This is a genomic window from Filimonas lacunae, from assembly GCF_002355595.1.
In the GTDB taxonomy this organism is placed as follows: Bacteria; Bacteroidota; Bacteroidia; order Chitinophagales; family Chitinophagaceae; genus Filimonas; species Filimonas lacunae.
In genome coordinates this window covers 6,304,732-6,319,383 of the sequence record NZ_AP017422.1, presented here as the reverse complement: position 1 = coordinate 6,319,383, position 14,652 = coordinate 6,304,732, and the positions used below count along the sequence as shown (strand labels likewise).

Here is a 14,652-nt window from a genome sequence, read left to right as displayed (position 1 = left end):
TTATGATTAACGAAATCGATCTTTATTATTACGACGAGAATGGATTTGATAAAGAACTTATGTCTGCGAATGTTCATCTTTCCTTTTTATTCAGAATGCTGTTAGGGAAATATGATGTAGGTAAGTTTAAAAAGGTTTTACTTAAACTTACTTCACCAACCATAGAAGTGAGTAATGGTGTTGCTATTGTAAAGGGGAAAGTTAGTGATTTGATAGATATTGTAGAGTTGTGGATAGAGTTTGATAAGGAAAAGTATTATTCCAAAGATGTAGAGGCGCGAAGATTGGATGTTTGGGAGTGCATAAAGAATGGTCTTTTTAGCATAGCTTCTTTTTACAAAAGCGATACTACTGTTATAGAAAACGCTTATAAAGTTGGAATAGAAAGAGCGTTGAAATGCGAGTTTGTTACACAGTATAGTGAGTTTAATAATAAACTGAAATTAAATGGAACTTTGGTGTTAGAAGGCGATGAAAATGCTTTTGTATATTACTGTCTACTTAACAATGAAGCTGGTGATAAAGTGGATAAGATTAAGATAGCGGAGTTTCGTCCGTATGATGGCTATGAGATTGCTTATTTTGTGAAAAAAGTAAAATGGATTAATAACACGTTTGTTGTAGAGTTGAAGAATAAGAAGCGCTATTCTTGTGAAGTGTTGAATAATGTATAGGTTACAATATTATTGTGTTTTTATGGTATTTATAATATGTCTTATAGTTAAGTTGATGCATGTGTGTTAGTTTGTATATGTTGTAGAGTGTTGGATGTGTTTCAGCTTTCTTCTAGTGATAAATTGAACTGTTATGGATAGATTGGCTATTTCTAATATTTTAAAGAAGTGCAAAACAATTTTAGATTTTTTTTAATATTATTAATATGAAAACAGTTGAAGAGATAGGGAAGAGGTGTATTACAATTCTGGATTTTTTAGAGAAGACATCTAAGGAAAAAAATTCTATCATAGAAGAATTTAGGAATGTTATTGCTATGGGAGTAGCTAGGCAAGATCGGAAAGGGTTAGTAGCTGTGCTTAAAGATTTTGTCGAATGGGCAAATGATTTAAGTACAAGTGATTTTGCGTCTCTTAATGCTCTATATGGTCAGTTGTATGGTGAGACTATTAATGATAATAACAATAGGTTGATTAAAAGAATTATTAAGGCGGAAAAGATTAATACGGAGGATGAATATAGAGTGATTCAAAATTATTTAGAGCAGAATTTTGAGAAAGAAATGTCAGATAAAAACGTGCAAAAAGCAAAATCGATTATTATAGAATATGAGAAAGAAAGGAGTGTTGGTTGATGTAAAGCAGGCTTCTGTATATAAATTCACAAAAAAAGGAGATTATTTAATTCATAGTGTATCAAGAACGAAGGGGCCAAGTATTGCAACTCCTCCTTATATATGGCTTAAGGGGAATGTTTCTTTGGTTGATGTTGTTGAACAAGTATTTGTTGCATTGCAGAGTAGTCAAAATGGAGTTCCCCTCCCTACGGATTGGGAAGAAGCTACTAAGGATTTTTTGAATTCAGCCGGACTGGAAAAGGAATCTGCATTTTATAAAGATTGTATTCATGTTAGTGTTTCATTAAAAGAGGGTTCTTTGACCTTCTCTCCTATGTCTAATATTGGAAGGAAGGGATTTTTGAATATTGTTCCCTATCAGAAGGTAGAAGTGCCAATAACTGCTGGTGCAAAAGAGATTGCTTCAGCGCTATCGGAAGCGTTGGAGCTATGTGAGTGATTGGTTGTTGGTGTATCAGGATAGCGCTTCCCAGCTTTGTTGATGACTGTTGCAGGCCTGATCAGGGCTTTGCATAAATTTTATCTATTATCCTTACTTCTGTCTCAAATACTGTAAAATAGTATTCGCTATCTGCACTTCCGTTTGCTCTTCCTGGTTATGATAAAGCCCTTTGCCTATATTAAAAAGACTTTCACAACCCGCTTCAATAAATAGCTGTTTTACTTCGGGGTGTGTGGCTATGTCGGAGAAAACAAATGCTTTCAAGGTATCTATGGATAAATAGTTTTTGTCTAGTTTGGTCAGCTGGTGCTTCTGGTATAGTTTATCTCCTTCGGGTGTGCTGGTGTGGGTTAGGAAGAGGAAGGTGGTGAGAATTACTTTGTTATCTACAATTTCTCCGGTAAAATACCCCGCTTTATTACCTAGCAGGTAATATTCAAATAGCAAGGTGCCGTTTTTTGTTTTGCATATTTTAAGATTGTTTAGGGATATAAAAAAGCAGCAATGAATAAAGTTTTTGTGTACGCCTTGCAAGCGTTCCTGTAATCGCTCTATGGCGTGTGACTGTATATATACATCAAAAATTTGACCGGGAGGAAGGAATAGGTCTTCGGAAAGAACGGAAACAAAAAGGAGGGTGTTGTAGGAAGGTGTTTGTCCTTGCATATTAGATAATCCGGTTGCCACGTGATAAATCGGCCTTACTTTGTTTTTAATACAGATCTGTGTTTTTTCTGCTGGTATTGCGTAGCAGTTTACTAAAATGGTAGTGCTGGTAATGCCATCTTTTGATGTAAGCAGGCATTGGTAATACTGTTTAGATGCCTCGCTATGAAATGCCGAAATAGTTGTCATAATTCTATCCAGTAGCTCGGGAAATGAGCTCAGATAGCTAAAATTGAATTTTTCATGAAAGCCTGCCAGTTTTTGTTGTACGATGTGGGCATGCGGAAAAGAATCGGCTTGTAGATGTTTGGTAAATAGCGACACTGTTAATGCCAGTGATGTAAAGTCTTTCAGGTTTAGCATGTTGATTGCTCCTATGCGAAAAGGGATGAGCTCGTTGTCGAATAAATCCTGGCTTATTTCTCTACAGCTTTTAAGAATGTTGCCTGGAATTTTCTGCCCTGGGGCACATTCTATGCGCAAAGGATTTGCCCGAAAGTGGTACATGAAATCCAGATCGGGTTTGGGTATCAGTTTCGAAACAGGTTCGCCTGCTGCCTTATCTATAAAGGCGGTGAGTTTACTTATGAATTCTTTTTTATGCAGGATTTCTGCCTGCTTTTTTGCCTGGTTGCTTTTGGGTTTTCTTTTCAGTTGCGGCATGTGTATGTATAGATATATTAATAATATTCAATAACAGTATTGGTGTAATTGGTGGTTGTTGGCTATTAACAGAGGATATACAGAAGTGTAAGAATAAATATATAAACAGGTGATAAGAAAGCCGTGTTTTTGCCTGTTCATTTTGTTCAGGGGGGAAGGAGGTGTTATAGTAAACCTTAGATCCACTTCTGCAAAAGATAGTGTCACATTCCAGAGCAAGTTCAAAAAATGGAGTAGGAATGGCGAAGGAATTTTACAGCGTTAATTTTTGTTATCATTTTTAACTCTCCCATCTTGGTTACTTATGCAGAATAAATACTTGTTGTTAATGATGTGTCTTTTGCCTGTAATGGTTGCTGCTCAACGCCGGCTTCCACTGTCTTCTGGGAAGCCCCGGGAAATAGAGGAGTTTAAAGTAGTGGGTAAAGAGGTGTGGGCCCTTACCAGCAACAGTGTGTTGGTAAGGTATTGTTATCAGGAGGAAGGGCAGCATCAGTCGCAGATAATGGATAGTTTGGTTACTACACTTGCTGTTGATCGTAGTAATCGGGTGATAACAACAATGAGGGATAAATCGATAAAGCGATGGATGTCTGAAAAGAATGCATGGGAAGTTATTGGCCATTCTATGGATTATGCTTATGGTCTTGCCTTTGATAAGCATAATAATATGTATGCTATTACGCAACACGGTGTTGAAGCGATGTTGTCACACAGGAGGTATTTTACAGATAGTTCACTCAATACAAATAGAGGGATTGTTGCTATTGATGGTGGCTGGTTAGCTCCTGCTACTTTACTGGTTGCAGATATATCGGATAAAAGTCAGCTTTGGATGGGGTATTATTTGGGGGAGTTTGGGGGAGATTTAAGGGTGTTTGATCTGGATGAAAAAAAGTTTATTCCGGTATTCGCCGATTCTATGGAGTTCGCAATGGATGGTGTGCGCGCATTAGTTCAAATGGGAGATGCAGTTTATTCTGTACATACACTAGAGCATATGTCTTCATTAAGAGCGGCGCTATGCAGGATGAATAACTACAAAGCCACTGTTCTTTGTTATTATAATAAAAAGTACAGAGATGACGAGGAAGACTATGGTAAAATAGATACTGCTAATGCTATGCGTGGTTTAAGTGCTGCTTGTTTTAACCCTTTTGATAGTTGTATGTATGCTTGCTCGGCAAGTGGAATTTTTGCTATAAAAGCAGGTGAGCAGATTTCATGCCTGGAAAATTGGCGTAAGGTGTACAATCCACTATCGCTGGATGTTACTGATAAGGATATAGTAATGATGGACTATAAAAAGGTGGCAGCATTAGGGCCAGGTAAATTACTTATTACAGATGGTGGGGATAAATTTCACGTGCTATCTGACGGTAAGATACGGGAGTGGTAGCTTAAATGCTGATGTGAATGAATTATAATTTACAGGAATTGATTAAGATAACAGTATACTGCTGACCTTAATCAATTCCTATATGAATATTCCTAATAAGGCAAACTACCTTACCTTATTCCTCATCCTCCTCTTCTTCATCTTCCCAATCCAATACATCTACCCAATAAGTCCAGGCGTTATCCAGTATTTCCTGTATGTCGTCGGCAGAAAAGTTGGCGTTATCGCTTAAGCCTTCAAACGGGGTAAACACTAACTGGTACTCTTCGCTGATGTCGTCGTTTTCGTACTCATAAGTTTTATGAACAAACTCATCGCCTTCAATGGCATCCTGCTCGTCCAACAAAATAATTTTAATCAGTCCATTAGGCCTGCCCAGGTGTAAGATATATTCACCTGCTTCTTCGTCTAATGGGTCGTGGCAATACAGAAAGTCACTCATATTGGATATTTTACGATAAGAACAAAGTTAAGCGATAAAGGTTATAACCGTTGGGCGGAAAACGGGGGAGGTGAGCGGGTTATTCGTATTTGTTCCTTACTTTGGGCGAAAATGTACTGGTATGAAAATGATAATGAGCCTGGTATTGCTTACGGCTGTAATGATGGGATGTAAAACCGCTAAAAATACCACGCAATCGCCACCCACTTCGGGTGTGCAGCAGTTGACTATAAAAGCTACCCCGTGTTATGGCACCTGCCCGGTTTTTGAAATGACGGTGCGCAGTGATAAAAGTGCCAATTATTTGGCGCAGCGCCATAATAATGGTCAGCAGGGCTTGTATCGTGCGGTAATTGATGGCAGAAATTACGAGCAACTGATTGCTTTATTAATGGCTACCGATTTTCCTAACCTGAAAGAGGAGTATACAGTAGGCGCTACCGACTTGCCCAGTATGGACCTGGAAATTACCTATGAAGGTAGTAAAGTGAAAAAGATTCATGATTATGGGGCAAGGGGCACCGATGAGCTGAAAGCTTTGTATGATTTTGTAAAAACCTTGCGCGAAACACAGCAGTGGCAGCGTATGGAATAATAGTGATAACCAGGTATGGTTAACAACGCCCTTATTTATCATAAGGGCGTTGTTGTATCTGCCTATTTGGTAATGCAATATTTAATGCCGGAGATAATGCCTGCATGATATCCTTCGTGATGCATCAATAAGTCCATCGCTTCCTGGATGGTAGAAACGGTAATGTCGTAGCGGGAAGTCCAGCTGGTGTAGTGGTGAAAAATACCCTGTTGTACATCTTTTTCCAATTGCAGCAGGGTGGAAAAGAACAGTGCTTTTATTTGCTCAATTTCTTCCGGTCCGGTAAAGCTGGTAGGGCGGGAGCCGGGTTTGTAAGCATGGTAAAAGTCTTCGTCTGTTACCACAGGCAATCCCGCCCGCACATAGCAAATGCCTTGCTGGGCAGCTATCATATGCCCCACGTTCCATACAATGTTATTACTGTAGCCGGGCGGTATCAGGTTCCACTCTTCGGTAGACAAGGTGCGTATTTTGTCGAGAAAGAAAGTCCTGGTTTTGCGAATGCGTTCTACTTGTTGAAGCATATGGGGTGTTTAATGTATAAAGATACTTTTCTTATAGCGGCGGCTGGCTGTTAATCTTTGGTAAACATTCCGGTGCAGGCTGCGGGGCGAAGGTTGCGGTAGTGAATAACAATAGTTTAGTTATTTTTGGTGCAATGGCAAGCAGTAAATTTTTAGAAGTAGCAGGGGTAGGCAAGCAGGAGCGCAAAGGTGGGGATGTGGTGAAAAACGTAAGTTTTGAGCTGCCGCGGTTTCGCAAACTGGCGGTAGCAGGCGAAACGGGTTCGGGTAAAAGCACCTTACTGAAAATGGTGGCGGGTTTGGCCCAGCCCGATAGCGGTAATGTGTATTTTAATGGTGTGCGGGTAGAAGGCCCTTACGAAAAGCTGATTCCCGGCCATCCGGGCGTTGCCTACTTGTCGCAGCAGTTTGAACTGGCTACTTTTTTAAGTGTGGCACAGGTGCTGGAGTATGCCAATTTACTGGAAGAGGAAGATGCCCGTTTATTATATGAGGTGTGTAAGATCAACCACCTGATGGCCCGGCGCACCGATGAATTATCTGGTGGCGAAAAACAACGTATTGCCCTGGCGCGCCTGTTGATTACGGCGCCTAAGTTGTTGCTGCTGGATGAACCCTTTTCTAACCTGGATATGATTCATAAAGGTGTTCTGAAAACGGTGATACGGGATATTGGCGATAAACTGCATATTACAACGGTGATTATCTCGCACGATCCGTTGGATATTCTGCCCTGGGCCGATGAATTGCTGATTATGCAGCAGGGCAGCATTGCCCAGCAGGGGCCTGCCCGTGAGGTATATTCCCACCCGGTAAATGAATATGTAGCCGGTTTGCTGGGTAAATACAATGTAATACCTGCCCATTGGCCGCATATGGCTCAGTTAGCGCCTGCCGCAATAGCAGATAAGCCGGTAATTATACGTCCTGAACAACTGACCCTGGCAACAAATGGCAAAGCTGGCGTGCCTGGTGTGGTGAAAAAGATATTATTTATGGGCAGCTTCTACGACCTGGAAATAGAAACCGGTGGCATTTTGCTGGTGGTGCGGGTGATGGAATGCCTTATAAATGAACAGGATACTGTAAGTGTAGCGTTGAAATAAGCCGTGCAAGCAGTAGATGTTATCAATAATTAACGTGATTTTCAGGTTCAGTAGCCCTGTTTAAGGGACAAACATGCTTATTATTGCAATCCAAATCCCAATTGTAGTTGAAACCTAACAGGCTGTTTACCCTTATTGCCATGTTGGTGTTTTGTTTGTCGTCCTTTGCGCAGAAAGATAGCAGCAGCACCGCATTACCCACTAATAAATTTCTCGCCTTTCCGGTGGTGGCGCGGTCTGTAGAAACAGGCTGGATGTTTGGCGGCGTAGGGGTAAGCATTTTCAGGGTCAATAAAAAAGACACTGTTTCACGCGCTTCCAGTATTCAGGCATTAGCCCTGTATTCGCTGAACAAACAATTGCTTACAGTCATTAATGGCACCATTTACCTGCCTGGCGAAAAATATATCCTCAATCATCAGTTCTCTTACAGCTATTTTCCGGATAAATTCTGGGGCATGGGCCCTCATACCCGCGATTCTTTTGTAGAGCCTTACCAGTTTAAACAGTACTATGTGTTTTTGCATGGCATGCGTAAAGTGAGCAGAGGGTTGTTTGTGGGCGGTGTGTACGAGTTGCAGCGGGTAATGGATATGCAATACAAGCACAATGGACTGTTTGATAAAGAACAGGTGGCTGGCAGAACCGGGTACCTGATTTCGGGTGTGGGCGGTAGTTTTACCTACGATAACCGCAACGATGCGTTTGCTCCCAGCAAAGGCACTTTTTTACAGTTCACCGGTAAATATTATAACCCGCTTTTTGGGTCGGATTTCACTTATTGGAACGTTATCCAGGATGTGCGGCAGTATATTCCTGTGAATAAGAAAAATGTGCTGGCCTTGCAGTTGTATAATTTTATGAACATGGGGCGTGAAGTGCCTATCAGAAGCCTGGCGGCATTGGGCGGTAGCAGCATTATGCGGGGTTATTATAGCGGCCGTTACCGGGATAAGCAATTACTGGCTTTTCAGGCCGAGTGGCGCATGCAGGTGTATAAACGAATTGGGGTGGTGGCTTTTGGTGGTACCGGTGATGTGGCCAGCAAAACCATGAACTACGATTTTAAAGATTTGAAATATGCGTATGGCGGTGGTTTGCGCTTTGCCCTGAGCAACAAGGAAAGGCTGAACCTGCGGCTGGATTACGGTTTTACCAACAAGCACGACCAGGGATTTTACCTGCAACTGGGTGAGGCTTTTTAGTTTAGGACGATTTTACTAGATTTGACCTTTCCGAACCGGAAATCTGAACATCCAGGAGAACCCTTAAAAAATAAAAATGCCTTTTACGTTCCTACGTTTTACTGTTTTTGTTTGTGTGCTGGCTGGCATCCTTATCGTTGGAAATCAGGCATGTGCGCAAGCTCCGGGTAACATAAAAGACTATCTCACCAATAAAGAAATTCCCAAGGTAATTATTGACTACTACAACGGTAAGCTGAAACCGGCCGACGAATTAAATATTCTGGCGGCGCTGGATAGCATGAGTTCCCGTAATGCCGAGCTACGTCCTTTTTATATGCTGGTTGTGAGTAAAATGGTGGAGAAAAGCATCAGCGCCTGGAAGGATGATTTGGGAAAAGGCTGTAAAGAGTTTATGGAACAAAGGCCCGATTACCTCATAGAGTTTTTAAACGCCCAAAGTCCGCTGCTTCCTCCAGGCTGTGCAGATAAATGGATGAATAAAATTGCCGACGAAATAAAACGTACCTGTGAGGGGCGCGAGAAAGATTGCCTTTCCCGCTCGTATCAAAGCGCGTGGACACGCTGCCGGGCCAGCAACAAAGCCACTTTATCGGTTTTGTATAAAAAAATAGAAGCTGGTTTATAATCGCTCCCCCCTTTCCGCTTAAACAGCGGGTTAACCACTAATACATATTAACGATCAGTTGTAACCGGGTTACATAGGCGGCCTGTATATTCGTTTTATACATTATAACCGCTTATGATAAAGCCGATCTTTTGCCTGACAACTGCTTTACTTTGTTTTTTCAGTGTTTTTGCCCATACCATTACCGGAACGGTTACCGATGAAAAGGGGCGGCCTTTGCCCTATGCTTCGGTGCAGGTGAAGGGCGACAACCGGGGCACTACCACTAATTCGCAAGGCCGTTATTTACTGGAGGTGAATGCCAGTGGCAGCGTGGTAATTGTGTGCCAGTATGTAGGCTATGCCCGCCAGGAAAAAACAGTGAGTATAGAAAAGGGAGGTGAGGTGAATTTTCAGTTGCAGCCCATACAGGCGGTAATGAAAGAAGTGGTGGTGAAATCGGGCGGAGAAGATCCGGCCTATGCTATTATCAGAAGTGCTATTAAAAAACGTCCTGACTATCAAAACCCGCTGGACTCTTTTACCTGCGAAGCCTATATTAAAACCCTGGTGAAAACGCGTAAGCTACCCAACCGGGTGCTGGGACAAAAGATTAAAGATGCCGATAAAAAAGAGATGGGGGTTGATTCGGCAGGCAAGGGTATTATATACCTCTCTGAATCGCTTACTAAAATTGCGTATAAAAAGCCAGAGCAGTTAAAAATGGAAGTGATCTCGGGCAGGGAAAGCGGGGGTAATGGCTATGGCTTTAACTTTCCCACCTTTATTAATTTTTATGATAACAACGTAACGGTGCTTACCAGCACGCTGGCGCCACGTGGTTTTATATCGCCCATAGCAGATGGGGCTTTGAAGTATTACCGATATAAATACCTGGGCTCGTTTTGGGAAGAAGGTAAAGAGATTACCCAAATAAAGGTGATACCGCGCAGAAAGTATGAGCCTTTGTTTTCCGGCACCATTAATATTACAGAAGGTGAATGGCGTATTCATAGTTTAGATTTAATGCTTACCAAACAATCGCAGCTGGAAATGCTGGATACCCTGCAGGTGAAGCAAATTCATGCACCTGTAACCAATGGGGTATGGCGTACCAAAGACCAGTCGTTGTATTACACCTTTAATATACTGGGGATAGATGCGGTGGGTAATTTTTTAAACGTGTATAATAAATATGATACCCGTCCGCAGTTTGCGAAAAAGTATTTTAATAAGATATTGGTGGCCTATGATACCGCAGTGAATAAGAAATCAGCTGGTTATTGGGATAGCATACGTCCGGTGCAGCTGGAGCCTGATGAAATAAAAGACTATGCTGTAAAAGACAGCATTTATAAGCAACAACAGGATTCTGCTTATTCCACGGCCTATCGCGATTCGCTGCGCAGGCGCCAGGGAAGGATTACGGTAGGATCGCTTGTTTGGGAAGGCTTTACCCGTAGCAATTATCATCCGCAGCATCCGTTCTATTTTACCTGGGCAGGGCCTTTGAAACATTTTTACTATAACTCCGTAGAAGGGTATGTAGTAAACCTGCAGGCTAGTTTTACCAAGGTATGGAAACCGCAAGGGAAAACACTCAGCTTTATACCGCATGTGCGTTATGGCTTTGGCAACAAACATGTAAACAGCTGGGCATCGTTGAACTATTACCGTTACCCTAAAGGTGCCGCTGGTGGCGAAGGGCGGGCCATAGATAGCTGGGAGCTACGCGGTGGCAAACGGGTGAGCCAGTTTAACCCACAAAACCCGATAGGGGAGTTGCTGAATAGTGCTTACACATTACTGGAGCATCGCAACTATATGAAAATATATGAAAACTACTTTGGCGAGTTGCGGTATACTAAACGCTTTGATAGTGATGTAAGGGTAACCGGTAGCATTTTATATGAAAACAGGATGCCGTTGAATAATCTGAATGAGTATTCTTACTTTAAAAAAGACAGGGTGTTTTCACCTAACTATCCTTACGAGCAACTGAGTAGTCAGTTTACTAAACACCAGGCAGTGGTGGCGAATGTAGAAGTGCAATACAAGCCAGGGCAGCGGTATATACAGTATCCTAAGCAAAAAGTGGCTATCGGTTCTAAGTATCCCACCTTTTCTTTAGCATATAGTAAAGGCATTGACAATGTGCTGGGCAGTGATGTGAATTTTGATAAGTGGCGCTTTGCAGCGTGGGATAAAGTGAACTTTAAAATAATGGGTGCCTTCTCGTATCGCATAAGTGTAGGGGGCTTTCTGAATAACAATAAAGTGAACATACAGGACTATCAGCATTTCAATGGCAACCAAACTCTCTTTGCTTCGGAATACCTGAACAGCTTTCAGTTGGCGCCTTATTATGCCAACAGTACTACCGCTTCTTTCTTTGCCGAAGCACATGTGGAGCATCATTTCAACGGCTTGCTTACCAATAAAATCCCTTTCTTTAAAAAACTGAACTGGCACCTGGTGGCAGGGGCCAATGCTTTTAGGGTAAATGCTTCCAATCATTATACAGAGGTGTTTGCGGGTATTGAAAACATTTTTAAAGTGCTGCGGGTAGATGTGGTAAATGGTTATTGGAATGGTAGTAATGGAACAGTAGGCGTTAGACTTGGCTTTGGTGGCTTAATTGGCGGAAGCATGAAAGTGCAGTAGTTAATATAAAATGGATGTGGTATACAGCTTTCTGAACGGGCGTAGTGCAGATACACAGCTGCGTATAGGTTTAGGAGGTTACTGGCCCCTAACATGTGGCGTAAATAAATTTAGGGTAAAGAGGTGCTACTATCGTTGTTTTCTTTCTCTTCGACAAACAGCACCTGTTTAAACTTCTGGTAAAAGAAGGCCACCAGCAACAACACGCAACCTAACAAAATATAGCATAGTGTTTTTTGAAGTGGGGTAAAGCGCTGGCTGTCTATTATAATAAGTTTGCATAGCGTAAATGCCAGCAACGCCATAGCCGAAAGCCTTGGCCAGCTGGCTTTTACCCGTACCCCTGCAATAAAAAGCAGGATGGCAAGCAATAACCACAATAGGGTTACTATTACGCCATCCCAGTATTGCACTATAAAAAGCGTTGTTAACACAATACTTTGAATAAACATGTATTTGCTTAATGTTTCGGGCTGTCTTTTCAGTTGCTGAAAGCCCCATGCCATGCACGTATAAGCTATGGCGAAAGCTGCAGATACATAGGCTGTTTTTTCAGGATGACCCGGGTACCGGGGATTAACGTTTAAGTCGCCTTCTATCATGTGATTGATGTGTTGGGCTACCAGGTAGAATACCGTGTTATTGAGGAGTAACAGCAATAGCTTAGTCTGGTGGGCTTTGTCCTGTTCGGCAACAGGAAACGTCATCAATGATATAGTAAACAACAAATAATAACAAAGGGCAAAGGCAATAGTCATGTATATGGCCTGGTGAAATACCAGATTATAAGAAGCTATCCATACCGCAAAGATGAGCCAGGAAAAAGCAATGGCTATTCCATTGGTAGTGCGCCATGACTTTTTAAAAGAAAGAAAAGCAATGCCTGTGTTGATCAATAGTATATAGCTTAAAAACAAGAAGCCGCCTTCTTTATCGTGGCTTACCAGGAAGGGAATAGCGTAGGCGCCTACCATGCCCAATAGGGCAATCTGCTGCCTGTTATAGCTTATGGCCATCCAGGTAGTGTATACAGTAATCACCAGCATGATGGCAAACGCGGCTCCTTCCTGTAGTAGATTATAATAATTGCAGGTGGCAAACGTGGTTATGTAAAAGGTGGCCATTGCGCCACTAAAGAGAATAGCACTAAACAGGTGATAGTTCTTTTTTAGCCATACCGATAGCCCAAACAAGATGCCGCCTGCCAGGTAGGCCAGACCAATGCGCCCCCATATGCTGATGAGTTGTTGGTCAATAGCGTATTTTACACCGAGGGAAAGGCCTATTACCAGCACTACTATGCCGGCCACATGTATCAGTTTCAGGCCTATATAGTTTTCGAGGTCCAGGTTTGGGGATGGTGCAGCATGGGGCGTTTTATAGCGTGCTTTTGTTGCCGGTGTTGGTTTGCCAGGTAAAGGTGAAATATTTACCTGTTGCTGAAGTGCCTGAATCTGTTGCTGCTGTTGTTGCAATTGTTGCTGCAGTTCCTGTATCTGTGCTTGCAGTTGGGCAATATCGTTTTCAGTAGCCATTACTAAATATATAAAAAAAGCCCGGCATGTGGTATGCCAGGCTCTTCTATATAGTAGGTTGGATATTAATCGGTTCTTTTTACCAGCTGCGCTACCAGGTCGGCTTCTGTAGCCACCTTGCCGCCTACGTATACGGTGCCGTGCATTTCGCAGATTCCGCGACGTATAGGAGCCACCAGTTCCATCTTCAACAGCATAGTGTCGCCTGGCTTCACCATTTGCTTAAACTTACAGTTGTCTATTTTCAGGAAATACGTGTTGTATTTTCCTTCCGGCATAGCGTTGATACATAATAAACCACCGGTTTGTGCCAGTGCTTCAATTTGTAACACACCGGGCATTACAGGGTTGCCGGGGAAGTGACCCTGGAAAAACCACTCATTGAAAGTAACATTCTTTACCCCTACAATGTGCTTGTCGGTTAACTCGATAATCTTGTCCACCAACAGGAATGGGAAGCGGTGCGGTAATGTTTTTTCAATATGCTCCAATGTGTAAACAGGAGGTAATGCAGTATCGTAAACAGGGATGTCTTTAACGTGCCTGTTCTTTTTAATGTATTGCTTGATTTTTTTAGCAAACTCCACGTTGCTGCTGTGGCCGGGTCTGTTGGCAATGATACGTCCTTTGATAGGGTAGCCGATCAAAGCCAGATCTCCTACTACGTCCAGCAGTTTGTGGCGGGCAGGTTCGTTCGGGAAACGTAATTCCAGGTTGTTGAGGTAGCCTTCGCTTTTTACTTCAATGTTATCGCGGCCAAAAGCTTTTGCCAGGCGGGTCATTTCTTCCTGGGTTACCGGTTTGTCTACAATAACAATGGCATTGTTAATGTCACCACCTTTAATCAGGTTGTGGTCCAGCAGCATTTCCAGTTCGTGTAAGAAGCTGAAAGTACGGCATGGGGCAATATCGTTTACGAAGTTGCGCATGCTTTTAAGTTGCGCATATTGGGTACCCAGTACAGGGCTATTAAAGTCGATAAGGGTGGTTATCTGGTAGTCAACGGCAGGCATAGCCACCATTTCTACTCTTTTAGCCTCATCGTAGTGGTAAATGTTCTCGTCAATGCTGTACCATGCCTTAGCAGCTTCCTGCTCCTGCACACCAGTTTCTTTAATCAGCTCTACAAATGGTTGTGAGCTGCCATCCATGATAGGAATTTCAGGGCCGTTCAGCTCAATTAAAACGTTATCTACACCAGTGCCTACCAGGGCAGCCAGAATATGTTCTACTGTGCTAACGCGTGCGTCGCCTACCTGTAAGGTAGTGCCACGGCTGGTATCCGTAACCAGGTCACAATCGGCTTTAATAATAGGCTGATTTGGCAGGTCAATACGCTGAAACTGAATACCAAAGCCTGGGTGAGCCGGGTTCAGTGTCATATCTACTAAAATACCGGTGTGCAAACCTGTACCACTGATACTAACAGGTGCTTTCAGCGTATGCTGCTTGTCTGGATTGAAATTTACGTCCATGAATATAGATAAATTAG

Annotated in this window: 14 protein-coding genes; 9 read left to right on the top strand and 5 right to left on the bottom strand. The window is 42.5% G+C overall.

Annotated elements, in window-relative coordinates; all coding sequences use genetic code 11:
* Nucleotides 1-2 precede the first annotated feature (2 nt).
* The 3 genes from FLA_RS24800 (at nucleotide 3) to FLA_RS24790 (ending at nucleotide 1,751) form a co-directional block, all read left to right on the top strand.
* Entirely contained in the window at nucleotides 3-674 is a 672-nt protein-coding gene (locus FLA_RS24800; RefSeq protein ID WP_076375397.1) for a hypothetical protein, read from the top strand.
* A gap of 206 nt (nucleotides 675-880) precedes the next feature.
* Nucleotides 881-1,309 carry a hypothetical protein gene (locus tag FLA_RS24795; protein WP_076375395.1) on the top strand — a complete coding sequence of 143 codons (429 nt, stop codon included), beginning with the start codon at nucleotides 881-883 and terminating at the stop codon, nucleotides 1,307-1,309.
* Nucleotides 1,284-1,751: a hypothetical protein gene (locus FLA_RS24790; RefSeq protein ID WP_076375393.1), complete on the top strand. Its 468-nt coding sequence runs from the start codon at nucleotides 1,284-1,286 to the stop codon at nucleotides 1,749-1,751. Before FLA_RS24795 ends, FLA_RS24790 begins: the two co-directional genes overlap by 26 nt.
* 93 nt (nucleotides 1,752-1,844) lie before the next feature.
* On the opposite strand, the gene FLA_RS24785 is transcribed toward FLA_RS24790, so the two are convergent.
* Nucleotides 1,845-3,083 carry a hypothetical protein gene (locus FLA_RS24785; RefSeq protein ID WP_076375391.1) on the bottom strand — a complete coding sequence of 413 codons (1,239 nt, stop codon included), beginning with the start codon at nucleotides 3,081-3,083 and terminating at the stop codon, nucleotides 1,845-1,847.
* 328 nt (nucleotides 3,084-3,411) lie between these two features.
* Between FLA_RS24785 and FLA_RS24780 the strand changes: the two genes are divergently transcribed.
* Nucleotides 3,412-4,482, top strand: a complete 1,071-nt coding sequence (locus FLA_RS24780; RefSeq protein WP_076375390.1) for a hypothetical protein — start codon at nucleotides 3,412-3,414, stop codon at nucleotides 4,480-4,482.
* Nucleotides 4,483-4,597: 115 nt separating this feature from the next.
* Here the strand turns inward: FLA_RS24780 and FLA_RS24775 are convergent, their stop codons facing one another.
* Nucleotides 4,598-4,924, bottom strand: coding sequence for a hypothetical protein (locus tag FLA_RS24775; protein ID WP_076375388.1), 327 nt, complete (start codon nucleotides 4,922-4,924; stop codon nucleotides 4,598-4,600).
* A gap of 121 nt (nucleotides 4,925-5,045) precedes the next feature.
* Between FLA_RS24775 and FLA_RS24770 the strand changes: the two genes are divergently transcribed.
* Nucleotides 5,046-5,519, top strand: a complete 474-nt coding sequence (locus tag FLA_RS24770; protein ID WP_096511285.1) for a DUF6438 domain-containing protein — start codon at nucleotides 5,046-5,048, stop codon at nucleotides 5,517-5,519.
* Between the two features lie 62 nt (nucleotides 5,520-5,581).
* On the opposite strand, the gene FLA_RS24765 is transcribed toward FLA_RS24770, so the two are convergent.
* Nucleotides 5,582-6,043, bottom strand: a complete 462-nt coding sequence (locus FLA_RS24765; RefSeq protein WP_076375384.1) for a DinB family protein — start codon at nucleotides 6,041-6,043, stop codon at nucleotides 5,582-5,584.
* A 134-nt stretch (nucleotides 6,044-6,177) separates the two neighbouring features.
* On the opposite strand from FLA_RS24765, the gene FLA_RS24760 reads away from it, so the two are divergent.
* The 4 genes from FLA_RS24760 to FLA_RS24745 all read left to right on the top strand — a co-directional run bounded on the left by FLA_RS24760 (nucleotide 6,178) and on the right by FLA_RS24745 (nucleotide 11,625).
* Complete coding sequence (locus FLA_RS24760) at nucleotides 6,178-7,149, top strand: ABC transporter ATP-binding protein (RefSeq protein WP_076375382.1); 972 nt, start codon at nucleotides 6,178-6,180, stop codon at nucleotides 7,147-7,149.
* Nucleotides 7,150-7,256: 107 nt separating this feature from the next.
* The gene (locus tag FLA_RS24755) at nucleotides 7,257-8,354 is read left to right on the top strand and encodes a BamA/TamA family outer membrane protein (protein WP_197705828.1); all 1,098 of its coding nucleotides are present in this window, start codon (nucleotides 7,257-7,259) and stop codon (nucleotides 8,352-8,354) included.
* Nucleotides 8,355-8,430: 76 nt separating this feature from the next.
* Complete coding sequence (locus tag FLA_RS24750) at nucleotides 8,431-8,982, top strand: hypothetical protein (protein ID WP_076375380.1); 552 nt, start codon at nucleotides 8,431-8,433, stop codon at nucleotides 8,980-8,982.
* A gap of 114 nt (nucleotides 8,983-9,096) precedes the next feature.
* Nucleotides 9,097-11,625, top strand: coding sequence for a DUF5686 and carboxypeptidase regulatory-like domain-containing protein (locus FLA_RS24745; RefSeq protein ID WP_076375378.1), 2,529 nt, complete (start codon nucleotides 9,097-9,099; stop codon nucleotides 11,623-11,625).
* 110 nt (nucleotides 11,626-11,735) lie between these two features.
* Here FLA_RS24745 and FLA_RS24740 read toward each other — a convergent pair whose 3' ends face one another.
* Complete coding sequence (locus FLA_RS24740; RefSeq protein WP_076375376.1) at nucleotides 11,736-13,160, bottom strand: DUF2339 domain-containing protein; 1,425 nt, start codon at nucleotides 13,158-13,160, stop codon at nucleotides 11,736-11,738.
* A 65-nt stretch (nucleotides 13,161-13,225) separates the two neighbouring features.
* Complete coding sequence (locus tag FLA_RS24735; protein ID WP_076375374.1) at nucleotides 13,226-14,635, bottom strand: bifunctional UDP-3-O-[3-hydroxymyristoyl] N-acetylglucosamine deacetylase/3-hydroxyacyl-ACP dehydratase; 1,410 nt, start codon at nucleotides 14,633-14,635, stop codon at nucleotides 13,226-13,228.
* Between the last annotated feature and the right edge of the window lie 17 nt (nucleotides 14,636-14,652).